The following is a 24,565-nucleotide window of genomic DNA, read 5'->3' as shown; positions in this document are numbered from 1 at the left end:
AAAGATTGATGCATCCTAATCAATTATCTGGGTTTATGTATTTTCTTGCCGTCTAAGTAAACCTACAAAAATAATCTGAGCCATAAATGAGCCATAAAACGGTATCTTTGCCGAGTGGACTTCCTCAAAAAACAGTTCCATAGCTTGGGCTATGCAAAGGTTTTTTGACTCGCCCACTCAACAAATATTTTGTTTTATTGGCACATCTTATTTTTTACGCTTTACTAACTGATTGTTTAGCATTAAGTTTTACCAAAAACACAAATAATTTTGAGCACCAAACCACTGGGATATTGAATGGTAATAATATGAACCAAAGAATATTTCGCAAAAGTACACTATAGAATTGGGATTTTCTAGTCGAACCGAACATGTTAAATATTAACATCAAAATTGGCTCAAACCTGATCAAATTTTGCGCCCTCTTTTTTCTTGTTTTTTTTGTCTTTTAGACAGAGGGTTTAATTAGGCAAGTATTTTTTTTCAGACAAACAAGCACCTGATTAACAGATTATTACCTTTTTGTGAATATTTTTTTTATGCTGTTTTGGAATAAAAAATTCAACGCCCCTGTCTAAGAACCAAAGCGCAATGCATTGACCTTAATCATAAATAAAAACAAGTTACTTTTTAACCATTCTTTATCAACTAATAAAAAACTTTTTAACTATGAGATTTTTCCAAAAAAAACTTTGGCTAATTGTCCTGCTGGCATGTAGTACCTCACTTTGGGCGCAACAGCTCAGCAAAGAAGAAAAACGCGCTAAACGTAAAGCCTATCGAACAGAAGCAAGGGCTTACAAACAAAAAAATGTATTACCAGTAATAAAAGCCCAACGCATAAAGCTAGATGCAGTAATGAGTGTGGCTGACCGCCAAAAAGTAGACGACCTGCGGGCACAGAAAAAAGCCGCCCGAAAAAAAATGCGTGCCCATCGAAAAGAAATGCGTAAGCTACACAAAAAAGGAGAGCGTCCTCAGTTGACTGAGACACAAAAGCAGGAAATGAAAGCCATGCGTAAAGCGCGTCGTAACGCCAAATTTGCGGCCTGGCAGATCGTAGATAAGTATGAAACTACGGTAGAAAAACTAATTGCTGAAATAAAACCGCAACAAGAACAATGGCACAAAGACCTTAAAGCCATTAGAGTAAAGCATTTTGGTGAACGAAAACCTGCCTCACATAAAACAGGTGAGCACAAAAGGCATCACAAGCGCAAAGGTCATCATGGTAAGAGAAGGCATGGCATGCGCAAAATGCTGCACCCTGTAAGGTTTTTATTATTTGATCCTGCCGCCACTACTAAAACCAAGCCAGGCAAAAACACCACCATTTACCCTAACCCATTGGGTACCGAGAGCAAGGTAGAGTATACTTTGATACAAACCGAAAGAGTAACTATTCGGTTGGTAGATGCCAATGGCAAATTTATAAAAGAAGTATTAAACGAAACAAAGAGTGCAGGAACTCACGCCCAGAAGGTAGATATGAGGGAATTAAAAAATGGGACTTATTACCTAAGAATTAAAACTTCGGCAGGTACCCAAACCAAGCGTATAATAAAACGATAATGCATAAAGTATATGGGCAAAGGTTAGGGTAGTTTACGCTAACTTTTGTATAATAAACAACTCAAAGGCCTTTCGGAATTTAGTTTCTGAAGGGCTTTCTTATGTCAATACTCCGTAGGGTTTTTGATTATATTTTTAAATAGAAAGAGTGGAAGTTAACTTTGTGGTTACAACAGCCAAAACATATCCACTCATGAGCATAGAAACACTTACAGTTCAAGTATTGGATAATACGATTAAGCCATAAAACCATTATTTTACAACTACCGCACCCCTGAAGCCATTCCACCTGGTTGTGTGTCAAGCGAGTGGAAGGTATGAAAATAAGTTTGTCCCCGTTTGATGTCAAAACTAAAATTGTACGCCTTGCTTTGGCTACTCGATTGAGGCGTAAACTTGATCGATTGTTTACCTTCGGGCAGATGTATTCTGGTATAATAAATACTATGGGGCACTGATTGCCAGGCACGGGTATCTGCTTTTTCGGTCACCGCATTGAAGGCACTCAAGATAGCGGCACCCGCGTTTTTATCTTGATGACGCAAGGCATACTCACTGCCTTTTTTGAGCGCCAACCTTAGCAACGATTTGCCCACCTCGTATAGCATGCGTTGTTCCAGGCTTTTCAAGGCAAGTTTACTCACATTTTCGGCTTGCTCAAGCAAAAAAGTTTGGTTATTCCAGTGTAAGGTAGCTCCCTGATACAGGGGGGATCTTAGAATATATTTGGGAAAAGTAACCCTGATAAACTCCATTTGCTCTAGCCCACTGTTTTGGTAGCGGTCATTGTCTATAAAAAAAGGAAAGCTCCATCCATATTGATCATTCTTAAAAGTAACATTTCCTCCTTCGCCCCGCAAAATATTAAAATTGATCGACCACTCTGCTTTGATAGGACCTAAGCCATTGTGCCAAAAAAACACCAGGTCGCCGCCACCCTTGGGTAAAGGCTGGTAGCTTTGCCCAAACATCTCTTCATAACGCGCTTTTTCTTCTTTAAACCCGGTAAGGTGAGCTGCCCGTATAATGTCTTTTTTGAGCTGATCAGGCACCCCCAATCCAAACATTTTCTTATAAGTACCCTGGTATACATTTACTGCATTGCGGTAAGCAATAAAAGCATTGTTGTAGTCGTGGTTTGCCTCATAGATGATGCCCATTAGATTATGCACAAAAGCATCTTTATGATATTTACCCTCTATATTTTTGTATTTGGTACCCAAGGCATTCAGTTTTATATTCATTCGTTTGCACTCTACCAAAGCGGCTTCTTTGTCGCCCATTTTCAAAAAATTAAGTGCTTTGTAATAATGAATCATCAACAGTTCAAAATCTTCTCCTTTGTATTCGGTTACCATCGGGTTTACCAAAAAAGAAGCGGCCTCTTTGAGGTAATTTACCCGGTAGTTTTCGCCAATGCGGTGGGCTTGTTCGAAAAATTCATTGCTACGGGCATAGTTTCCCATGATGGAGTTAACTGTGCCCAGGTTGAGGTAATACAACAATTTGGTATTTCGGCGAGGACCTTTTTTGTCTTTTAACAGGGCTTGTTCAGCGGCAGGCAAATTGCCATTTTCAAAGTTTTTGTGGAAGGCATACCGGGTTTGGTAATAAGACATGCACGAGCTTAAGCTCAGGCTTGCCACTACCAGCCACAGCAGGGGTTTGATCGATTGATGATATTTTTGCAAGAGTTTCATGGGGGTGTTTGAGTATTGGTTATGTGCTTAACTTATGAGTTGCCGCTTATTTACAAGATGCAGCCAACGAGTGCAGGGTTGCATGGTATAAAAAATGAGTAATAACCCTATTGTCATTACTCACTCATCAATTTGTTGCTTGTCACTAATAGCTTATCACTAATTTGTGATATACTTTTTGATTTTCTTTTCGCCAATCCACACCAGTTCGTTGGTTTCAATGTTGGCCAATTCCAGGTTTATCTGATAGTACACTACCTTCCTACGACCTTCCTGGTCAACAATAGAGTTGATGTTGCCAAACACCATAAAATCGGCGCCTAATTCTTTTCCCCATTTCTTTTGAGTAGACGGTGAGGCAAATTCTTGTTGGTCGGCGCGTTCTTCTCTTATCTTTTCTCTAAAAGCACTGTTTTGTACAATTCTGATGGCGCCCGACTTAATAAATTGACGCTCCATGTCTTTGATAAAAGTTTCGGATTGGATGTGTTCGTGGCTTTTATTCTTGATCATGCCTACAATTACCACTGGTTTTTTGTTTTTGCTGGTAGCAAATTGAGTGAGCCAAGCCGCCGCCAATGCATCGCTCGACATAGCTTCAGCCACCAAACGCGAATCGGTATCATTCCAACGCCCACTTAAGTCGGTAGTTTTGTTAGGGTCTATGCGGGTTACTCGTTGGCTAGTGGTACAGCTTGCCAAAAAAACAAGGGCAAAAACAAATACAAAAGATGCAGAAGTTATAAAATGGCGTATTGTCATGGTTACTCTAAAATTTAGGAATTTATGTTTTTAAAAAGACTTTTGTCGTTACAAAACTTACTTGGTTAACTACGTTGTTAGCCAATAAGTTGACGCATTTATACTAATTAAAAAGTTTTTTATACAAAATAAGCCACAGTCAATGGTCGATGGTTCAATGCTGTTTGCTTAAGCCTTGTTTGGCTGAAAGTTCTGGTTGTATTTTAGCCCATAGCCGATGGTCGATAGTGCTGACGTATATTATAAAATCTACCTACACTAAAGAATCGAGCTTGCAAGTCCTTAGATATCGATGCTCTGCGTCAGCTACACCAGCATTGGGCTATCAACTGAATACCATTTACTTCATAAAATACTGCCCAATCGCCAGCGCATCCATCAACAGGGCTACCCCCAGGTGAATGATAATGCCCCCAAAAATACTACGCGAATACAGGGCAATAACGCCTAGAATGTAGCCGCCAAATATAGAACCAATTGCTTCAGCCATAGGTTTTTCGAAGTGCAACAAAGCATATACAGCTACCATAGGCAAAATACTGTGTTCTTTCATTACCCGTGCCATGCCTATAATAAGCGCCCCCCTAAAAATAAGCTCCGTATTGATAAAATCCCAGCTATAAGTAAGCTCAAAAATCCCAAACATTTGCCAACTCGTCAGCCCAAAAACCGGAGGGCGTTTCCAGGGCTTAAACGCGGGGTATGCGCTCAAAAAACCTGACTGAAACGACGCCCAAATCAATAGAGGCAACATAAAAGCAAGCATCAACAGGTAGGGTTTTGCTACAAAACCTTTGGTAGTAAGCCCATAGAGCGAATTTTCTTGGCGGTCTTTCCATCTTTTGAACAGAATAAGCGGAATAAAAATGGTAAACAGACTCTTAAGGTTGCTACCCAAAGAAAACAAAAAGCGGCGTGAATTGTAGTCTTGTACCCAAGCCTTGATCCAGTCGCGGTAAAACCAAAAACCCGCCATAATGCTAAGTATGCCTAAAAAGAACAAACTTCGCAGCCAAAAGTCGCGCTGATGCAAGTAGTTGGTTTTGCTCAACAATGCCTGAGGTACGGCAATGGCAAAATATGCCAGCCCATAAAACAATGCATAAGACAGCATTCGCAACCAATGCGAACGCCCTGGCGGATTGATGTATTTAGTTTCAAAATTGAATGTATAGTTTACATAAAAACAGCCTACCATTAATAACGCAAAGTACAGGTAAAGCTTCCACTGAAAATGGTTTTGGTAGTGGGTGCGCAAGTATTTAAAAATCGTCTTCAAGTCCTTATCTCATCTTGCTTCTTTTCACCAAATATGTTTGCAGGATTTGCTCGAAACCCTCGGCAATATCTGCCTCGATAAAATCAATTTTGTATTGTCCACACTTGAGCTTTAAATCGTGCTTGAAGGTCGCCACGTGTTTTTTATAGTGATCTTTGATCTGCGAAGGTTGCAGCTTTACTTTTTGCCCGGTTTCGAGGTCTATAAACTCATGTGGGCGGTCGTCAAAGTCAAACTCTTGTTCGGTTTTTTTATCAGTTACGTGAAACAGCACTACCTCGTGGCGGTTGTGCTTAAGGTGTTGCAATGCCGAAAAAAGTTGGTCTGCCTGTTCAGAGTTATCAAACATATCGCTAAAAATAATGACCAGGGCACGACGTCCTATTTTATCGGCAATCTTGTGCAGTACATCCGCCACCGAGGTTTTGGTTTCGGTTTTTTCGCGGTGCAACAAATTCTCTAGTAGGGTAAATATTTTGTGAATATGCGAGGGGGTAGACTTGGTTTGGGTATGCTCCTCTATGTCGTCCGAAAAAGTGCCTAAACTCACCGCGTCGCGTTGTTTTTGTAACATATAAGCCACCGCTGCCGCTGCCATAATGCTAAAGGTGATTTTTCCATTGTTTTCGGCAGGGTAATACATCGAAGGCGATACATCAATCAGCAACTGACAACGCAAGTTAGTTTCTTCTTCGTAGCGCTTGGTATACAAACGATCTGTTTTGGCAAATACCTTCCAGTCTATATGACGGGTGCTTTCGCCCGAATTGTACAGGCGGTGCTCGGCAAACTCTACCGAAAAGCCGTGAAAAGGCGATCGGTGCAAACCAGTAATAAAACCTTCTACCATTTGGCGAGCCAAAAACTCTATGTTACCAAATTCTTTGATACTGCCCAGGTTGTTGCCAGTAATCACTTGCTGTTTTGACATATATGTATGATGGTTTGTTTTTTAAAGATAGAAATCCCCTATAGGGGCAAGTTTCAAGTCCTTGGATACCGATGCATATCGGTGCGACAAGCCGCAAGTCCTTAGATACCGATATATATTGGTGCTCCCTCCTCCGTTGAGCTCATCATAGCAAGCTGCCCCGATGAAATGAATCGGGATTTAGAAATAGATTCGGTTCACAGGTAACCACCAAGCTTGTAAGACACTCATTTTCAAAGATTTACAACTTTAACAATTAGAAGCAGATTCGAGTAAACATTTACCCTATTAATCCATGTAACATTAAAAGTTATTTACTTACTTTATTTTTCAAAGGCGTTGGATTTTACGCCTAAACACGTAATTAAATAGTTTTTAAGCTTGAGAGTCTGCAATTTTATAGACAGGCAACGGCTACAAAACCCCTAAAAGCGGCTAATTATTGGATCGTTTTTCCTAAACCCAACTAAAGAGACTATTTTAGGTGGTGCCGCGCCAAAAAGCCCTTAAATCCTCCTCGCCTGAGCTGTCTTTGGGTAAGCGAAGAGGCACTTTTGTTAGCAAATGAGCCTACCATCACCCGATAAATCTTGCGCTGTTTTTTATTGTCCCACCCCACTTGTATAAATACCTCTTGTATGTTGGTGGCACCTGTTACCTCGCCGCATTGCTTTTTGGCGCTTGCCAAAGTGGTAAAGTAAGCCACTTGTACTCCATAACCATGGGGTGTTTTTTCGAATCCAACCGCATCGTAAGTTTTGCCAATTTTAAAATCTTTTTCGACCGAAGCCCTGGTGGTTTTTGAGTTGGTATTGACAGTGGTCGTAATTTTCTTTGCTGAGATAGGGGTTATTTTTTTAGGGGTTTCTTTGGTCACCACGCCGTCTCTACCCACTGCCTGTATGAGCACTTTGGCAGTCCCGGTAGCGTATAAACCGATCAGGTTGGCGGCGGACTTAGACACATCTATGATACGCCCGTGAGCATAAGGTCCCCGGTCGTTGATGCGTACAACCACCGATCGTTTGTTGGCAAGGTTGGTTACTTTGACCATCGTATTGAAAGGCAGCTTTTTGTGAGAACCCACCAGTTCACGGTTATCAAATATTTCGCCGCTGGCTGTTTTTCTGCCGTCAAAGCGGTCGGTATAATAAGAAGCAATACCCCGTTGGATAAAGCTTTTCTGAGCGTATAATTTTGAGAAACCACCAAAAACATACATCGATACAAAAACGAAGCATAAGGCCTTTTTTATCGCAGTTGCATCATAGCGGTTATGCCATCTTTTGTTTGTTTGATTATACATAATTTTTAATTATTCTCCTCAAAACGAGTTTGAAAAGTGATCAGTGCTTTTTGAGTTTTTAGAACTTTGTGAGGGTAAATATACTCAAAGTCAGCCATAAATTTTGCCGGAAAAAGCTTATACTTACATAACCTACTGTAGTAGAGCCAATTAGCTCTCTGCCAAGCCATAGGTAATACAAAATGAATGATTGAGTTATCCCTTACAAAAATAGAAAACATATTTAATAAAAATAGGTGAAATGTTTTAAATAGATTGCTGAGAAGGAAATGATCTCTAAAACGAAAAAATATTTTTTGCTGGTCACTTTTGTTACTTGGGCAAAAATATTTTAATATGATAACTCCAGATTTATTTGAATCATCAATATAAAATGTTAATTTATTATTCAAAACGTTTTTGTTAGAAAGAATAATATTATAACTTTACTTAACATTCAACTTTAAAATTTAGACAAAGTGGAAGATAAGAAAGAAAAAGAAAGAGACGAAATTTATTCAAAAAGAGTAAGAGCGGGGAAAAGGACTTATTTCTTTGATGTCAAATCTACTCGTTCCAACGATTACTACCTTACCATTACAGAGAGCAAGAGAAGGTATCGTGACAATGGTAGTTATACCTATGAAAAGCACAAAATTTTTCTATACAAAGAAGATTTCAACAAATTTGTTGAGGCGTTGAAGGAATCAGTCGAGTATGTGAAAACTGATCTTCTACCTGACGTTGATTTTTCGCAGTTTGATGACAATTCAAGCGACGAAGAAAAGTTGAGTTGGGACTAACATATTTACTATATGTAGGTATCCATTTAGTCTTTAGTGATCTTTCATAAATAATTTGAGCCATTAAAGTGTATCTATTGCCCTCATTCTTCTCAAAAAAAAAGCCTCATAGCTTTGGCTATGCACCGTTTTTTTTGAATCGTCTGAGAACAATATATTTTCTTAAATTGGCACATCTTATTTTTTCCAGATCACTTAACAGAAAAAACTCCCGTAATTGCCAAAATTACAGGAGTTTTTTTGTGTCCTTGTGTTTATGCGCCCAATCTGATCTTTGCGCTGCCACTGGGTTTATATTAATATCTATTACCTGCAATTGCTCAAGTTGAGCTATCTCTGACGGCAGCTCTGTGAGTTGATTTCCCGCCAAATAAATTTCCTTTAGTTGAGTGAGTTGCCCTATTTGCCCCGAAATGTACTCAAGTGCATTGTTTTCTACACATAACATCTCCAGGTTTTTGAGTGCCCCAATATGATCAGGCAATTCGGTGAGTTGATTGTCCCGGAGCGATAGCCTCTTTAGCTGGGGCAGTTGGGCAAGTTCTGCCGGAAATTCGTCAAGTTCATTGTTTTCGAGCGACAAGGTATGGAGACTTTTGAGCAAGCTAATCTCTTTGGGTAAATCGAACAACGAGCAGGAATGGAGGTATAAACTTTCGAGTTTGGCAAGATGGCTTATTTTTTTGAGCGTGTCTTTTTCATCCATAAAATGACTAAAGTTAATGCCAAGTTGTTTGATGTGCCTGAGTTGTTGTATCTCTATAGGTAGGTTTTTATAGTTGATATGTGAAAGCTCCAGGCTACGCAATGACTGCATTTTTTTTATTTTTCTAAAGGCATCTTTTAAGTCTAAGTTGGGGTTGCTCTCCAGACACAACAAACGTAAGTTTTTGAGCTGTAGGATTTCTTCGGGCAATACCTGTAAGTCATTGTGACTGAGGTCAAGTGCGGTTAATTGAGTCATTTGCCATATTTCGGGCGGAAGCCCCTCTTGATGAGGGTAACTTGCTACAGATTGGTAGTCAATAACCTTGAGCCGACTGTCTTTGATATGGTATGCTACATTGTTGGGGTATACACTCAGGTGAGTAATACTTTGGGTATGGGCTTGCTCTATGTCATGCCTAATGCATAACATTGGGTGTTGATGCAGGGCTTGTTGTACTTGTGGGCTGTATTGCCCCTTAAGCCCCACACATAGCTGAAAAGCTAACGCCACATTTTGCTTGTCATCGTCTTGCAATAGTTTTACTAGTTTCTGCTCATTTTCCTGCATATTCATCCTCTTATTATAACAATAGTCCATAGCCCTGACAGGGGCAAGCTTCAAGTCCTTGGATACCGATGCATATCGGTGCGACAAGTCGCAAGCAAATGCTATAAACCAGTATTTTATATTAAGGAATGGTACCAAAATAAATTTACATTCTTAATCTCATCTTTTGAGGCTATACTTTGTTAAAAAATAGCCGAATAGCGCTGCTATTAGCCAACCTTCCCTCAAGCTCGCTCAACATCCACTGGATATTGCCGTGCCGCGTCTAGCAACAAAATATTTTAGCGTTACTATAGAAATTTATTTTTACACCATTCCTAAGGAATGGTGAGAAATTAAATTACCATTCTTGAGGTAGAGGTTTTGTTTTGAGACGAGGCTATTTTTTGCGCCCATAGCAGCGCTACGGGCAATAAAAATAACGAAGTATCAAGGCGAAAAATCACCCCTCAGAGTGTAAATTTATTTTTGAACAATTCCTAAGGTTGCGTACTCGATTTATTTTTAAAAGTGTTTCGGTTTTACGCCTAAACACCCAATTAAATAGTTTTTAAATTTATCAATAACTAATCACCCGCAAACAACTTTGACTAAAATCACTGCGAAGTATTGACTACAGCCTCAATTCCTTATTTGTAATTGACCAATTTGTAATTAGCTTCACAGAGCTCCCTTCGGTCGGTTCGTAGTTAATCCATTCCTCATTTTTTATAAGAAGGCCCTGCTTAGAAGCTACCCCACAAACCGCCTCACTACCGACTTTAACGCCTCCACATAGCCTTGTCCGAACAAGTTGACATGCACCAATGTAGGATACAAATTATACAAATCTACCCTTTGGCTATAGCCAGGCTCCAAGGGAAAAGCCTGATGGTATGCTTCATAAAAGCTTAAGTCAAATCGCCCAAACATCTCAGTAAAAGCAAGCTCTGCTTCACGCAAACCGTAATACACCGCAGGGTCTATCAAAGTCACCAGTCCTTCGGCATTGTTCATCACATTGCCCGACCACAAATCGCCGTGCAAAAGGGCGGGTGCCTCGTGGGGCAATAACTTGGGTAGTTTGGCATAAAGCGTATCTAATTGACTACACAATGCTTGGTTGATTTGTCCAGTATCATACGCCAGCTTGGTTTGTTGCCTGAGCCTATGCTCTATAAAAAACTCCATGCCATTTTTGGTCAATGTATTGGGCTGGGGCAACTTGCCTATATAGTTGTCGTGATTGAGTCCAAATTGTGGTGCCGAGTGCCGATGCAACGCCGCCAGTGAATGCCCAAAGTCTGCCCAAAAGTCAGGAATACGTTGATGTGCATCCATCAGTTCCAGCAATAAAAAAACTTGCCCCACTCCTAGCACCTCTGGTAAGGCAAGTGCCCCGGTTTGGCGTAAAAGCTCCAGCCCTTGGGCTTCTTTGGCAAACATATCGGCGGGGGCTTGGGCATTGTATTTCAGAAAAAAACTGCCTTCCACTGTGTGCAATGCTACCGCCTGATTGATGCTGCCCCCGCTCAAAGACTGGTAACGGTTTACCTTGACAGGCTTGCCCAGGCTCTTTAAAAGGGCTTGTTCAAAAAAAGTAGTTGAACGATTAACCATCTACTTTTTGCTGAATAGACGCCAAAAACTTTTCGTTCGACCGCTTCAAAATCTGGTATACATTCTCAAAGCCATCGAGTCCACCATAATAAGGATCAGGCACCTCTCCTCCCTTCTCTTGCTCGTCAAAGTCGCGCATGAGCATCACCTTCGCCTTGATGCTTTCGGGCTCTTGCGTCAATTGCATAATATTTCTATAATTCGATTGGTCCATTGCCAGCACATAATCAAACTCGTGCAAGTCTTGCGCTTCTACCTGGCGTGCCCTACTGGTAAGTTCTATGCCATGTTTGCGGGCAGTGTCACGCATTCGCGAATCGGGCAACTCACCTGTATGATAAGCCGCTGTACCTGCCGACTCGCAATAAATTTGGTCACTGAGGTTGTGTTGTTTTAGCAGATCAATAAAAACACCTTCTGCCATTGGCGATCGGCATATATTGCCCAAGCATACAAATAGTACTTTTGTCATCATAAAGTTGGTTATTTTTCTGGCAAAATAGTATCAATGTACGCTGTACTCCAAATGTTGGGATGATTTATTTATTAGTCGATGGTCGCTAGTCCATTGTGGCCACAATACTGCTTTCTTGAGCCTTGGTTTGCTGAAAGTTGTGGAGCACTTTAGTCGATAGCCCAATGCTGTTTCCTTAGTAGAGATTTTATACATGCGTCAGCCACTATCGACCATCGCCTGATGGACTATGGACAAAGCATTGTTTAAGCAAGTATTTTCCCTCTTCTATACAAGCCTCAAGGCTTGGTATGCCTGCGCTAACTTTCTCCCCCCTTCAATGATGCTGTTTTCACAGCCTTTTTAGATAACCAATCATCATTCTCCTCAAAATATACCCTAAGTAAACCTACAAAAATAATCTGAGCCATAAAACGGTACCTTTGCCGAGTGGACTTCCTCAAAAAACAGTTCCATAGCTTAGGCTATGCAAAGGTTTTTTGACTCGCCCACTCAACAAATATTTTGTTTTATTGGCACATCTTATTTTTTCCGCTTTACTAAACGTTTTCATCAATGATTTTAGTGCTACTTATAGATATTATCTATTGCAAAATAATTTAAATAGATAGCTAATTTCATGAATTCCTCCTTTATTTTCTTAAATTCACTCCCAACAAGATCAAAAAACAAAACCAATCGCATTATGAATAATAACGGAACTATTTCTGGCGACGAAACCAAATGCCCATTTTTCAATGGTGCTCTCAATCAAGCCGCAGGTGCGGGCACAAGAAACCAAGACTGGTGGCCTAATCTGCTAAACTTAAGTGTGCTACGTAGGAATTCTTCTTTATCTAATCCTATGGATGAGGACTTTAACTACGCTGAAGAATTTAAAAGCTTGGACCTTGCCACAGTAAAAAAAGACATCATAGATTTGATGACTGACTCTCAGGATTGGTGGCCTGCTGATTATGGACACTATGGACCGTTTTTTATACGGATGGCTTGGCACAGTGCAGGTACTTACCGTATTGCCGATGGTCGCGGAGGAGGAGGAACAGGCATGCAGCGCTTTGCTCCGCTCAATAGCTGGCCTGATAACGCCAACCTGGATAAAGCCCGTTTATTGCTTTGGCCGATCAAGCAAAAATATGGTAAAAAACTTTCCTGGGCAGATCTGATGATTCTTACCGGAAACTGTGCCCTTGAGTCTATGGGTTTTGAGACCTTTGGTTTTGCCGGAGGACGCGAAGACATGTGGGAGCCCGAAGAGGACGTATACTGGGGCTCTGAAAAAGAATGGCTGGGTGAACAACGTTATGAAGGTGACCGTGAACTGGATAACCCTCTTGCCGCAGTACAGATGGGGCTTATTTACGTAAATCCCGAAGGACCCGATGCCAGCGGTGACCCTATAGCGGCTGCCAAAGACATCCGCGAAACGTTTGGACGTATGGCAATGAACGATGAAGAAACTGTGGCTTTGATTGCCGGAGGACACACTTTTGGTAAAACCCACGGTGCCGGTGACGCTGAACACGTAGGGGTAGAGCCTGCCGCCGCTGGCATTGCTGAGCAAAGCATGGGATGGGCTAATTCGTTTGGCACTGGTAAAGGTGGCGACACAATTACGAGTGGACTGGAAGGAGCCTGGACTACTACACCCACCCAATGGAGTAATAACTTTTTCGAGAACTTATTTGGTTATGAGTGGGAGCTTACTAAAAGCCCCGCAGGAGCTAAACAGTGGAAACCCAAAGGTGATGCAGGAGCAGGTTTGGTGCCCGATGCCCACGACCCATCAAAAAGCCATGCCCCTTTTATGCTCACTACCGACCTTGCCTTAAGGATGGATCCTGAGTACGAAAAAATCTCTCGTCGTTTCTACGAAAACCCTGATCAGTTTGCCGACGCTTTTGCCCGCGCCTGGTTCAAACTTACCCACCGCGACATGGGTCCCAAGTCGCGTTACCTTGGACCAGAAGTGCCTGCCGAAGATTTGCTATGGCAAGACCCGATTCCAGCGGCGAACCACGAACTAATCAATGAGTCAGACGTGGCTGCCTTGAAGGATAAAATTTTAGCTTCAGGTTTGTCAATACCCCAGCTGGTAAAAGCAGCCTGGGCTTCAGCAGCTACTTTCCGTGGGTCAGACAAACGAGGAGGAGCCAATGGAGCACGGATAAGACTAAGCCCCCAAAGAAACTGGAAAGCCAATGAACCAGCAGAGCTTGATACTGTTTTGACTAAGCTGGAAAACATTCAAAAAGACTTTGGCAAAGAAGTATCACTTGCCGACCTGATTGTATTAGGTGGGTGCGCAGCTGTTGAGCAAGCCGCCAAAGATGCTGGGCATAACATTGATGTACCTTTTACTCCAGGACGTACCGATGCCTCGCAAGAACAAACCGACGTTGAGTCTTTTGCTGTACTTGAACCTTTAGCAGATGGTTTCCGCAACTTTCAAAAAGAAAGTTATAATGTATCGGCAGAAGAGATGCTGGTAGACAAGGCGCAACTGATGACTTTGACTGCCCCTGAAATGACAGTATTGGTGGGTGGTATGCGTGTGCTCAATGCCAACACTGGACAAGCGCAACATGGCGTATTTACCAAACGCCCCGAAAAACTCACCAACGATTTCTTTGTAAACTTGCTTGACCTGAGCACTACCTGGAAGGCAACTTCAGAGAAAGAAGACGTGTTTGAAGGAAGCGACCGTGCCACTGGCGAAGTAAAATGGACAGGCACCAGGGTAGACCTTATTTTTGGTTCAAACTCTGAGCTGCGCGCCATTGCTGAAGTATATGCTTGCAGTGATTCTGAAAAACGTTTTGTCAAAGACTTTGTAGCTGCCTGGGACAAGGTGATGAATCTTGACCGCTTTGACTTGGCGTAGCATGTAAGTAGCACCAAGCTAAGAGCAATGAGCATTATACAAAAGCAGCCTGGAGACAGGCTGTTTTTGTTTTTACCCCAAAACAAAAAAACCTCTCAAACTGAGAGGCATTTTGCCGTGTTTTTTTGACATATCAAATCATTCCCTTTAAAGCATTTTTCGGGGTTGGCTTGATTCAATCATAAATAGTACAAAATTGAGTACGATACATATTGTTCCTCATTAGTGTAATCAGAACAACCCCACCAAAACAAGCACCTTTATCGGTCAATCATCTCCATGCCAAATTTTCAGTTTATACTTTCTTTTAGTTTTTTAGTCGCTAGTTCAATGTTGTCTCCTTAACAAAGCCTTTAGCCATTAGCTTTAGCCTGTCGCAGATGGCTCACGCGTTTGTTTTTTTTAATGAACAAAGCTTAAGCATTAGCCTGTCACAGATGGCTCACGCACCTATTTTTTTAATAATCAATCATTAACCACTATTGACTATCGACCATCGACTTTTAACTACGCCTTTTATAAATCATTGAAAATCAACGTGATATAAAAGTGTAGTTGCTTATGGAACAAGGCGTACCTAGAACCTTGTCAGAGCCATTGACTCTTAAAACCCCTTATAACTCACCCTAAACAATACCCTATACATTACAGGCACAAAAACCAGGGTAAGCACCGTGGCAAACAACAACCCAAATATAATGGCAATTGCCATAGGCTCCCACATGAGCCCACCACCAAACCACAACGGCAACAAGCCCAATACAGTAGTGGCTGTAGTAAGCAATATAGGGCGAAAACGTTGTTGAGCCGCCGCAATAATTGCCTCTTGAGGGGGTTTACCCAGTTCGTTTATTTCAAGCTGAATACGGTCAAGCAACACTATGGCGTTGTTGATCACAATACCCGCCAGCGAGATTACCCCCAGCAAAGTCATAAAACCAAAGTAAGAACCTGCCCCCAATAGCCCCAACACTACGCCTACCAAACCGAGCGGAATGGCAATCAGAATAATGGCAGTTTTGCGAATAGAGTTAAACTGCCCTACCAGCAAAATAAGGATGATAAAACCGGCAATGGGCAACTGTTCGGTGATAGACTTGTTGGCAATGTCTGACTTTTCGGGTGCCCCACCAATCTCAAAATAATAGCCTAAGTCCCAGGTTTTTTGTTGTGCCTTGAGCCAAGGCACCAACTCACTTACGATTCCCTTGGCAGTAAAACCACCCTCTAGGGCAGCCGTGACCGATACCGTTTTGAAACGATTGCGTCGGATAATCTTACTGGGCTGCCACTCAAGCACCAAGTCTGCCACTTGTTTCAGCGGCACCGTTTGCCCCGATCGTTGGGCGTATACGTTCAGGTTTCCGAGTTTGCTCAGATCCTGGCGATCGCTTGCCACGGTGCGCATCGTAATAGGAATGGTTTGGTCACCCTCGCGAAACTCACTGGTATTGAACCCGCTCAACTCGGTTTGCAATGATATGGCAATGTCTTGACTGGTTACTCCCGCCATTCGAGCCTTGGCTTGGTTTACCTTTACTACCAGTTTTTTGGTGCGCACCCCCCAATTATCCGAAATGTTACGGGTACCATTTACACTGGCAATTTTTGCCTTTACTTCATCTACAATCTTAAAAATCTTTTTGGGGTCTTTGCCCGAAATACGCACCTCTACCGGGTCGCGCACCGGAGGTCCCATATTAATGGGGTTTGCCTTTACTTTCAGGTCAGGGAAATGAGCAAAACAAAAAGCGTCTATCTTGTCCGAAATTTCGCGGGTATTGTCGCCCGATGTGGTATTAACCAACAAATAAGCTACCTCAGAGCTACGCGTTTCGGGGTTATAGTTCAGCGCATATTTGGGCGCTCCTTCGCCTATCCAGGCACCCCAGTTTACAATGCCTTCTTTGCGTTGGGCATTTACCCGTAGCGAGTCTTTCATGTATTTTTCTAACCGATCAACCACTGCCTCGGTTTTGTCTATGGCGGTGCCCACGGGCATTTCCAGTTGCACTGTCACCAAATTACGATCAGAAGGAGGAAAAAAGATCTTGGGCACATATTTAAAAGTAGCCATTGAACCCAAAAATACTATAGTGAGGCTCACTATAAACAAGGCAGGCCTTTTAAGGTTGAACAACAAAAAGCGGCGGTATAATTGCTGAAAACGGGTATTTTGTCCGCTGTTGGGGTCTTTGCGTTTTACTTTTAAGAAATACACACACAACATCGGAATCATAGTAATGGCAAGCACCCACGAGCTGAGCAAAGCAATACTTACTACCTTAAACAAAGAAGAAGTAAACTCACCCACGTTCGATTTTGCCAAAAATATCGGCAGAAATGCCGCCGAAGTAGTAAGCGATGAAGTAAGCAACGATACCTTCAACTCTTTAGCTGAAGCCAGCGCCGCATCCATGGGCTTTTCGCCTTGTTCCATCCGCACCATAATCGATTCCGACATCACAATGGCGTTGTCTACCAACATTCCCAGGGCAATCACCAGCGAGGCAAGCGATACCTGGTCGAGCCCAATGCCCATAAACGACATGAGCAACAAACTCAACATCATAGTCATAGGAATCAAACTTGCCACAATAAACCCAGTTTTGAAACCCAAAAACAACAACATCACCGCCAATACAATCGCCACACTTTGCAGCAGGTTATTCACAAAATCATTTACCTTATTGTCTACAATTGTATGTTGGTAAGCAATGGTACTAAAGTCTATCCCGTGGGGGTATTGTTGCTGCAAACGCGTCATTGTTTGCGCTACATCTTTGCCCAAATCTATAATATTGCCGCCTTCTATCAGCGAAACCGCCAAGGCAAGCCCTTTCGTTCCATTCACTTTCATTTTAGAACGCGCCGGATCTATATACCCCCTGTACACATGGGCAATGTCGCCCAAATAAATACCTTCATTGGTTTTGGGCAAAGTAATCACCGTTTTCCTGAGGTCTTCTATAGACTCAAAGTTGCCCGAAGGCTCCAGCAAAATACGCTCATTGTTTACTGTAATCTCCCCGCCTGGAATAATGATATTGCGCGACGCCAGGTTTTGCTGCAATATATAAGTACTTAGCCCCAGCTCAGCCAAACGGGTATTGTTGTACTCCACAAAAATACGTTCCTCTTGCGCCCCAAAAATTTCTACCTTCGAAGCATTGGGCAAGCGCAATAACTCATCGCGTACCTCGTCTGCCACCTTTTTCATTTCGGCATAATCAAAACCTTCGCCCGTAATGCCCAAAATAATCCCAAATACATCGCCATATTCATCGTTTACCAGCGGCCCTCTGATGTTGTCGGGTAGCTCGCCACTTGCTACCGCTTTGTTTACCTTTCGGCGAAGTTTGTCCCAAATAGGACGCAGTTTTTTTTCACTTTCTTTGATATTTACCTTAATAATAGATACCCCAGGTTTAGAAGTGCTTTCAACAAAGTTGAGTTCAGGTATTTCCTGAATTACCTTCTCTAGTTTGTCCGATACCAGCATTTCTACCCGTTCGGGGCTTGCCCCCGGAAACACTGTCACAATACTTGCCACCCTTACAATAAAACCAGGGTCTTCGGCGCGGGGCATTTTGGTAAAAGTGCTAAAACCCGCCAGTAAAATCACCAGCAAAATTACAATCGTAATCCGGCTGTTTTTTATAGATAATTCTGTTATGTTCATAATTTTAGTTTTAATAGTCCAAAGTTGGGAGTCGGTAGTCCATTGTGACTATGCGAGACTAAGGAGTCGAGCGTAGTTAAATTATAGCTTGCATTTTCTCATATTTGCAAATTTGTACAATTTACCACAAGTAGTGCAAGCTAAAGCTAAGGGCTATAAAGCCTCCAACTACTGACTCCCGACTACCGACTACCGACTACCGACTATTGACTACCGACTATTGACTTAACTTCACCTTTTGCCCATCTTTGAGCTTACTCACCCCAGCCGTTACCACCAATTCGCCCTCTTTGAGTCCTTGCATAATCTCGATGCCTTCTTCAGTCAAATCTCCCACTTTCACCACCTGCTTTACTACTTCACTAATTTTCCCCTTGGCATCTTTTACCGTAAACACATAGCGTTTGCCCTGTACATCTTGCCTTACCGCAATGGCAGGTACCAACATCTTGGGCGAGGCAGTGCCATAGTCAAATACAAACGTTACATTACAAGTCATGCTTGGGCGCATATTCTGGTCAGGGTTCAAAATCTTCACCGTTACCGGATAAGTAGTTTTGCCACGCGAAGCCGTAAAAGCCACCTCGTGTACAATGCCCTTATACAGAGTTTGAGGCTGCGCCGAAAACCTCATCTGCACCGTATCACCGCTTTTTACCTTGGCAATAAACACCTCTGGAATGTCTACCTTCACCTCCAGCTCTTTGCCTGAATCCAGCTGTACTATAGGTCTGCCTGGCGACACATTTTCGTTGGTTTCTACCAATACCTCTGCCACCACCCCATCGCGGGGCGCCACTATTTTGGTATAATTGATTTGAGATTGCGCCAGGGCAATTTTCTTTTTGATAGAGTTTACCGTGGCTTTCGCCGATTCATACCCCGTTTTTGCTTTTTCATAATCACTCAGCGACGCATTATTATTTTCGTACAATTGGCGTAAACGGTTATAAGACGATTGGGCATTTTGCATCTGCGCCTCTACATTACGCAACGACGCTTTGGCATCTTCGTATTGCAGCACATAATCTGCCGCATCTACCGAGGCAATCAACTGCCCTGCTTTTACTTTCTGCCCCACTTTTACATTGAGCACCTGAATGGTTCCCGATACTTTAAAACTCAGGCGGGTTTCGGTACTGGCACGTGCCACCCCCGAAAAAGTACGGCTACTCTTGCCCCCCGATTTGTACACTTGTTGGTAACGCACTGGGCGAATGACCTCTTTCTTCGTTGTTTTTTTGCTGCCACAAGCCGCCACAAACAAGGTCAGCGCAAGCAGTGAAATATAATATGTTGTTTTCATTGAATATCTGTTTAGCCGTAAGCGTCCAGCCTCAAGCGACAAGTAATGGCAAAGCCTTGAAAACTTGCCGCTTAAAGCTTATTGCTCGAGGCTTTTTGTTAATTTCCTTTAAAATAAGTTTCCAATCGGTTAAAATAGTCGCGTTGTTGTTCGGCAGGAGCCAAAAAATAATAACTACCCTTGGCGCGTTCCAATGCCAATAACTGAATGATAAACTCATACACTGCATTAGAGGCAAATTGCTCTGACTTGATGGCGGCATTTTGAGCATCGATGAGCTGAATGATAGACACCACACCTTTAGAGTAAGCATCTTGCACCAAATCAAAGTTTTTACTTGCTGCTTTTTCGGCCGCTTGGGTCAATTGAATGCTACTATAGGCCGCTCGCGTAAGCGCCAACGACGCCATAATGCGCTGCTTGAGCTTAAGAATCAAGTCTTGCTTTTGTGCCTCCATTTTCAAAATTTCAATATTGTTTTTTTGGAGTTCTGCCCTGCGTTGACCGCCATTGATAATGGGCAACGACGCCTTCACTCCCACCTGCCAGTTGAGTTTGTCGGGCGACGAAAAGTTATCACTTAAGTTAACATTACCCGCTGCGCTTGGTATCACAATAGAAGGAGCGCCTACCCCCTCACCACCACGATAAAACAAATAATCGGCACCTGCTTGTAAGGCTATAGTAGGCGTGTAGTTTTGACGACGGGTAAGCAAACGCAGGCTTTTTTGTGCGGCAATGGCTGCATCTAACTGCTTGATTTCTGGCAAGTTACGAATACCTTCTTCCACCAAAAAATCAGCCAAAACCTGGTATTTTTTAGGGTTATCTATGTAGTTAAAGATTGCAGGATTAGCCACAATCAACGAGCTGTTTTTTAGGTTAATTTCTTCTGCCACAAACTCCTCGTTGATAGGTCGGTTGAGCAACTGGTTCAAGTTGATGGCTGCCAGCTTAAGCTGCGCCTGGGCGTCAATCAAGTCTTTTTTGGTCAAGGCAATTTGGCTTTCCCAACGGTACAAGTCTGAAGGACCCGAATACCCCACTGCCTTGCGGGTACGTGCCAGCTCCAGGTTGCGACGGGTCAGTCTTAAGTTATCTTTTTGAATATTTTCCAGCGTTTTTGCTCTCAGTATATTGAGGTAACTTTGGGTAGCTTGCAGCACCACATCCAGTCGGGTGTGCTGGCGTTGGTGTTCGCGCCCTTGTTGCAGCTGTCGTTGCACATGCACATTGCCTTGGGCCTTGGGCGAAAGCAACACCTGAGTAAACGACACTGATCCAATGGTAGCATATTCGGGTTGGTTGCCAAAGCTCGCCGCCGCCCGGTCTTTATCTATCATTCGCCCCGATGCCGACACCTCTATTCTAGGGCGTAGGTTCGACTGGGCATTGCGGATATTGGTAAAACCACTTGCCACGTCTTGCTGAGCCACTTTCAACTCCAGGTTGGCTTTGATGGCTTCTTCTGCTACCTGTTGCAGGTTTACCTTTCGGGCAATGTTTTGCTTATCTTCGTTGATGAGTTCTGCCTCTGACAACTGGCTCCAGGTAGGGTAGTAATCAATGGTACGCACTGTAGCCATATTGATCACCAAACGCTCTTTAAATGAAAGGTTCACCGAAAAATTGGCGGGGTTTTCACCCGACACACTGCGTTGAATATTGAGCGCCACCCTGCGACTAATGCGTTTGGGGTTAGACGGAGGCGCTATGCCTGCCATTGCTCCGCGCTGTACGTCGGGTGTGCCCAATAAGGCAAACGAAGGCAGTTTTCGATCGTTAATGCCTTGGATCAATTGTTGGATTTCACTGGACGACATTCTAAAAATAGCCCCCAAGTATATTGCATCTATGTCTTTGCCTATGTTGGCGAGGGCTTGGCGGGCGCTGGTGTTGGTCGGAATCAACTCAAATTGTACCCCCATCTGTTGGGTCTTTTGCTCAAAATAAGTTTTCACAAAAGGCATCGCTTTCAGTATCTCGTCATATAACAAAATCCCCACTTTTTTGAAAGGATACAATTGATGAAAAACTTCTAAGTCGCGCTTGGGTGCATAAGGCGACACCAAGTAAGTAAAGTTTTTGACTCCAGAAGTATTTTGTTTGGTTAAGGGTAGCTTTTGCAGTTCGGGATTTACTACAGTACTCGCAATGGTGGGCTTGGGGTAGTTGGTTTGGTTTGCCAACAATTGCGAGGTAACCGGACCTACCCCCACTACTACCTCTACTGCCTGATTTTGCATCAGTTGGGCAATATTCTTTTTAATTGACTTGGCTGTCCATTGACTATGCAAAGTATATTGTTTGGCAAATGATACCTCATATTCGTTTTTGAGCAATGCCTGCGTTTCGTTTTGTAACGCCTGCACAAAACGCTCGCTCCCTGCCCATTTACCGTCTGTCACTATGCCTATAGTCAACGGTTTTTTATTTTGCGCCTGCAGGCCAATGGGCAATGCCACCAGCATTAACAACCACAAGCCTGACAGCTCAAATTTGTTCATGGAAAACCTATGATATTGATTCATTATGTTTTTTAGTCTTTTCATTATTTTATCTAATCTGTCGCCTGATGTATATATTTAGTCACAAAAAAATTAGCGTTAATAATTAGAGCTCGTTTAAAATTCACCTAATAGGCACTTTACGCGAATTTTGCCCTCATATATTGTTAAATTTATCTGCAATAGCCCGGCTATTCCTTCAAAATTTAACGCATCTGAGAACAAAATTCATCGAAAATCACGCTAAATGCGAAAATTTAAACAAGCTCTTATGCAATGCATCGCGAAACCATAGAACCATTTAGCCAAGGTTTAAACTTTATGGTCATTCGTTGATGCCTTTTCTCTATGCAAAGCCTCATATTCTTTCAGCCCCTTTTCGGTCAGATGAGGAATGAACATGCTTCGAAGCATTCCTAGAAAATACTCTTCCGAAAAATGTACATCATTGGTAGCCATTACGGTTTGGTGCTTCAGCCACGATATACACACCAGCAATATAGAGTGAATCAACTGATCGTAAGCCCCTTCGGTACGTTCGGGTTTCAGCAAGCCCCGCCCAATGTAATAGTCAAAAAGTACCCTCGCTGTCTTAAGATTTTTGGTTATGTTTTGGGCAAGCTTTTGGGCAATGCTAGGGTAGTTACGCACCAAATCCATGGTATCAGAAAAAAAACAACGACTCCGTTGTTGTTGTATCATTACCGTGTCCAATATTTTGTCAAAATGCTCTAACCCTACCCGCTCGCTTTGGGCAAGCACCGATTGTATACTCTGAAAATTACGCTCCTGAATGTGTTGTACAATCTCTTCTTTGCTCTTGAAATGGTAAGTAATGTTACCTGGGCTTATCTCCAGCGCATCGGCAATATTGCGAATGCTGGTATTGGTAATGCCTTGCTCGTTAAATAGCTCAGTGGCTTTGTCAAGAATACGTTCTTTGGTATCGCTGCTCATAGTGTTTGTTTTCTAAATTAGTATAACTGATTGGTTGAATGTTTTACAATTAGTATAACTGTACTAATTATAAGCAAAAAAATAACAGCTTATCGGCTGTTTTCTATTTTAATACGACAAAATTAGTATATACAAACTTTATAAGCAAGCTTTTTTAGTATAAGTGTACTAAATACAATAAAAAAATTGAACTTTTAACAAAAAAACCTTGAAAAAGGAAGTGAAATAGGAGAGAAATTTAGTGAAAAGGAGTATTTTTAGTACGGGTGTACAAATGTTTTATTTTGGCAAACTCAACAAGAGCCACTGCTATTGTGGCTAAGCTCTTAGGGAGGTTTGAGCAGTGCCAGCCCTCAACACAACAAATAAACAACTGTGTAGGCTTGATCGTATACTGCAATAAAAGTAATCAAACTTATAAATACTATGATTGAAATAATGATTGTAATAAACTGTGCCTTATTTTTTGGCGCCAACTCTGAGAATATATGGGAGAGAGGTGCTACCCCTGCCATTTATATATTTTCTGTAGTTGCATTTTTCCTTGTATTGATGTTTGGCAATACCGACGCAGTGAACTGGAAGTCTTTTCTTTTATTACTATTTTCCCCTTTGCTGGTTAACCTTCCTTTTTTGCTTGTAGAATTTTGCAGAGATTACCTCATCCCAACCAAAAAACATCAACCCGTAGCAGTAAAGAATACAATTGCTTCCAAGTTACGTGCTCAATGGCTAACTATGGATAATACACTGGTTGCTATTAGGCAACGTTTTGATCATAAAAAAAACAAAGCAGAACTTTTTTTAACAAAAAAACGATGGTTTTTGACTAAGCAGGTGGTTCACCAAAAGATAAAAGGGTTTAGGGGCTTGGAAAAAGAAATGAGGCTTTTGTTGGCGAAGCAAAAACACTTTATAGATCATAATCTTGCATCCCTCAATGCTTCCTACAGAACCTATTTTCGTCAAAAGTCTAAACAAAGCGCGAGCAAACTCAAAAAAATGATGAGTGAACTAGCAGCGTTTGCAAAAAGCTTTATAGCCCATATAAACAATGCTGACTTGTATGATGCACAACAGGCTTATCAACATAAAGGAGATAGTATTTGGGCAGAGTTTGACCCATCACGAGAAGATGATTTTTGGCAAGAGTATGAGGCATTGTTAGCAGGTATGAAAACTGCTGTTCAGGCAAGTTTTTCTAAGGCTTCCTGACTCATTTAATTAGTGTAAGATTCTTATAAGACAAGCTTTGCTTGTGTAGCAAATCAAAGGCGCTTGTTTTTGGGTCAGGCTGCACTCGCAGATAAGTCCTCAGGCTTCTACTAATCCATCGTTCAAGTCGCCCTGCGGAAGGCTTGACCCAGTAAAGAAGGTAAAACACCCCCTACTCGCCCAATAAATCCTTCTCCAACCTCTTGCCCAACTTGTATGCTTTTTGTGCCATAAACGAATATATCTTAGGATAATCACGTTTTATTTCTTTGAGGTCTTCGGGCGTTTTTATACATTCTTTCATTTTGGCGATATACTCAGGGTACTCGCTC

Annotated in this window: 16 protein-coding genes; 4 read left to right on the top strand and 12 right to left on the bottom strand. The window is 42.2% G+C overall.

All coding sequences use genetic code 11. The annotated features are described in order from the left end of the window. The first annotated feature begins 669 nt into the window (after positions 1 to 669). Positions 670 to 1,572 carry a T9SS type A sorting domain-containing protein gene (locus Q0954_RS20255; RefSeq protein ID WP_299459536.1) on the top strand — a complete coding sequence of 301 codons (903 nt, stop codon included), beginning with the start codon at positions 670 to 672 and terminating at the stop codon, positions 1,570 to 1,572. A gap of 263 nt (positions 1,573 to 1,835) precedes the next feature. Here the strand turns inward: Q0954_RS20255 and Q0954_RS20250 are convergent, their stop codons facing one another. The 5 genes from Q0954_RS20250 to Q0954_RS20230 all read right to left on the bottom strand — a co-directional run bounded on the left by Q0954_RS20250 (position 1,836) and on the right by Q0954_RS20230 (position 7,550). Continuing rightward, a complete protein-coding gene (locus Q0954_RS20250) occupies positions 1,836 to 3,272 on the bottom strand; it encodes a hypothetical protein (protein WP_299459533.1) in 1,437 nt (478 codons plus the stop codon). Positions 3,273 to 3,431: 159 nt separating this feature from the next. Beyond that, the gene (locus tag Q0954_RS20245; protein WP_299459530.1) at positions 3,432 to 4,034 is read right to left on the bottom strand and encodes a penicillin-binding protein activator LpoB; all 603 of its coding nucleotides are present in this window, start codon (positions 4,032 to 4,034) and stop codon (positions 3,432 to 3,434) included. Positions 4,035 to 4,374: 340 nt separating this feature from the next. Beyond that, positions 4,375 to 5,313, bottom strand: a complete 939-nt coding sequence (locus tag Q0954_RS20240; protein WP_299459527.1) for a CPBP family intramembrane glutamic endopeptidase — start codon at positions 5,311 to 5,313, stop codon at positions 4,375 to 4,377. 4 nt (positions 5,314 to 5,317) lie between these two features. Then, positions 5,318 to 6,244: a DUF58 domain-containing protein gene (locus Q0954_RS20235; protein WP_002703804.1), complete on the bottom strand. Its 927-nt coding sequence runs from the start codon at positions 6,242 to 6,244 to the stop codon at positions 5,318 to 5,320. 475 nt (positions 6,245 to 6,719) lie between these two features. Next, complete coding sequence (locus Q0954_RS20230) at positions 6,720 to 7,550, bottom strand: SPOR domain-containing protein (RefSeq protein ID WP_299459520.1); 831 nt, start codon at positions 7,548 to 7,550, stop codon at positions 6,720 to 6,722. 458 nt (positions 7,551 to 8,008) lie between these two features. Between Q0954_RS20230 and Q0954_RS20225 the strand changes: the two genes are divergently transcribed. Beyond that, entirely contained in the window at positions 8,009 to 8,332 is a 324-nt protein-coding gene (locus Q0954_RS20225; protein ID WP_002703808.1) for a DUF3276 family protein, read from the top strand. Positions 8,333 to 8,558: 226 nt separating this feature from the next. On the opposite strand, the gene Q0954_RS20220 is transcribed toward Q0954_RS20225, so the two are convergent. The 3 genes from Q0954_RS20220 to Q0954_RS20210 form a co-directional block, all read right to left on the bottom strand. Then, positions 8,559 to 9,746, bottom strand: coding sequence for a leucine-rich repeat domain-containing protein (locus Q0954_RS20220; RefSeq protein WP_299459516.1), 1,188 nt, complete (start codon positions 9,744 to 9,746; stop codon positions 8,559 to 8,561). A gap of 594 nt (positions 9,747 to 10,340) precedes the next feature. Then, positions 10,341 to 11,207, bottom strand: coding sequence for a fructosamine kinase family protein (locus Q0954_RS20215; protein WP_299459513.1), 867 nt, complete (start codon positions 11,205 to 11,207; stop codon positions 10,341 to 10,343). Continuing rightward, a complete protein-coding gene (locus Q0954_RS20210) occupies positions 11,200 to 11,682 on the bottom strand; it encodes a low molecular weight protein-tyrosine-phosphatase (protein WP_299459510.1) in 483 nt (160 codons plus the stop codon). Before Q0954_RS20210 ends, Q0954_RS20215 begins: the two co-directional genes overlap by 8 nt. A gap of 685 nt (positions 11,683 to 12,367) precedes the next feature. On the opposite strand from Q0954_RS20210, the gene katG reads away from it, so the two are divergent. Continuing rightward, on the top strand, positions 12,368 to 14,566 hold the full coding sequence (gene katG / locus Q0954_RS20205) for a catalase/peroxidase HPI (RefSeq protein ID WP_299459507.1): 2,199 nt from the start codon (positions 12,368 to 12,370) through the stop codon (positions 14,564 to 14,566). Positions 14,567 to 15,170: 604 nt separating this feature from the next. Here the strand turns inward: katG and Q0954_RS20200 are convergent. From Q0954_RS20200 to Q0954_RS20185, 4 genes are all read right to left on the bottom strand, one after another. Next, positions 15,171 to 18,248, bottom strand: coding sequence for an efflux RND transporter permease subunit (locus tag Q0954_RS20200; RefSeq protein WP_299459503.1), 3,078 nt, complete (start codon positions 18,246 to 18,248; stop codon positions 15,171 to 15,173). Positions 18,249 to 18,465: 217 nt separating this feature from the next. Further along, positions 18,466 to 19,554: an efflux RND transporter periplasmic adaptor subunit gene (locus tag Q0954_RS20195; RefSeq protein WP_299459500.1), complete on the bottom strand. Its 1,089-nt coding sequence runs from the start codon at positions 19,552 to 19,554 to the stop codon at positions 18,466 to 18,468. 98 nt (positions 19,555 to 19,652) lie between these two features. Next, positions 19,653 to 22,085 (bottom strand): ABC transporter substrate binding protein, encoded by a 2,433-nt coding sequence (locus tag Q0954_RS20190; protein ID WP_299459498.1) that lies wholly within the window; start codon positions 22,083 to 22,085, stop codon positions 19,653 to 19,655. Between the two features lie 288 nt (positions 22,086 to 22,373). After that, positions 22,374 to 23,018, bottom strand: a complete 645-nt coding sequence (locus tag Q0954_RS20185) for a TetR/AcrR family transcriptional regulator (protein ID WP_299459496.1) — start codon at positions 23,016 to 23,018, stop codon at positions 22,374 to 22,376. Between the two features lie 426 nt (positions 23,019 to 23,444). On the opposite strand from Q0954_RS20185, the gene Q0954_RS20180 reads away from it, so the two are divergent. Further along, positions 23,445 to 24,233, top strand: a complete 789-nt coding sequence (locus tag Q0954_RS20180) for a hypothetical protein (RefSeq protein WP_299459495.1) — start codon at positions 23,445 to 23,447, stop codon at positions 24,231 to 24,233. Positions 24,234 to 24,565 lie beyond the last annotated feature (332 nt).

Source organism: uncultured Microscilla sp. (assembly GCF_947493425.1).
Classification (GTDB): Bacteria; Bacteroidota; Bacteroidia; order Cytophagales; family Microscillaceae; genus Microscilla.
The sequence above is the reverse complement of the archived record's forward strand: the minus strand, read 5'-3'. Positions and strand labels throughout refer to the sequence as shown.

Bases quoted from the DNA above. Each gene is read 5' to 3' on its own strand.
- Q0954_RS20255 (WP_299459536.1), top strand. From the start codon at position 670: ATGAGATTTTTCCAAAAAAAACTTTGGCTAATTGTCCTGCTGGCATGT.
- Q0954_RS20250 (WP_299459533.1), bottom strand. From the start codon at position 3,272: ATGAAACTCTTGCAAAAATATCATCAATCGATCAAACCCCTGCTGTGG.
- Q0954_RS20245 (WP_299459530.1), bottom strand. From the start codon at position 4,034: ATGACAATACGCCATTTTATAACTTCTGCATCTTTTGTATTTGTTTTT.
- Q0954_RS20235 (WP_002703804.1), bottom strand. From the start codon at position 6,244: ATGTCAAAACAGCAAGTGATTACTGGCAACAACCTGGGCAGTATCAAA.
- Q0954_RS20230 (WP_299459520.1), bottom strand. From the start codon at position 7,550: ATGTATAATCAAACAAACAAAAGATGGCATAACCGCTATGATGCAACT.
- Q0954_RS20215 (WP_299459513.1), bottom strand. From the start codon at position 11,207: ATGGTTAATCGTTCAACTACTTTTTTTGAACAAGCCCTTTTAAAGAGC.
- Q0954_RS20210 (WP_299459510.1), bottom strand. From the start codon at position 11,682: ATGATGACAAAAGTACTATTTGTATGCTTGGGCAATATATGCCGATCG.
- katG (WP_299459507.1), top strand. From the start codon at position 12,368: ATGAATAATAACGGAACTATTTCTGGCGACGAAACCAAATGCCCATTT.
- Q0954_RS20200 (WP_299459503.1), bottom strand. From the start codon at position 18,248: ATGAACATAACAGAATTATCTATAAAAAACAGCCGGATTACGATTGTA.
- Q0954_RS20195 (WP_299459500.1), bottom strand. From the start codon at position 19,554: ATGAAAACAACATATTATATTTCACTGCTTGCGCTGACCTTGTTTGTG.
- Q0954_RS20190 (WP_299459498.1), bottom strand. From the start codon at position 22,085: ATGAATCAATATCATAGGTTTTCCATGAACAAATTTGAGCTGTCAGGC.
- Q0954_RS20185 (WP_299459496.1), bottom strand. From the start codon at position 23,018: ATGAGCAGCGATACCAAAGAACGTATTCTTGACAAAGCCACTGAGCTA.
- Q0954_RS20180 (WP_299459495.1), top strand. From the start codon at position 23,445: ATGATTGAAATAATGATTGTAATAAACTGTGCCTTATTTTTTGGCGCC.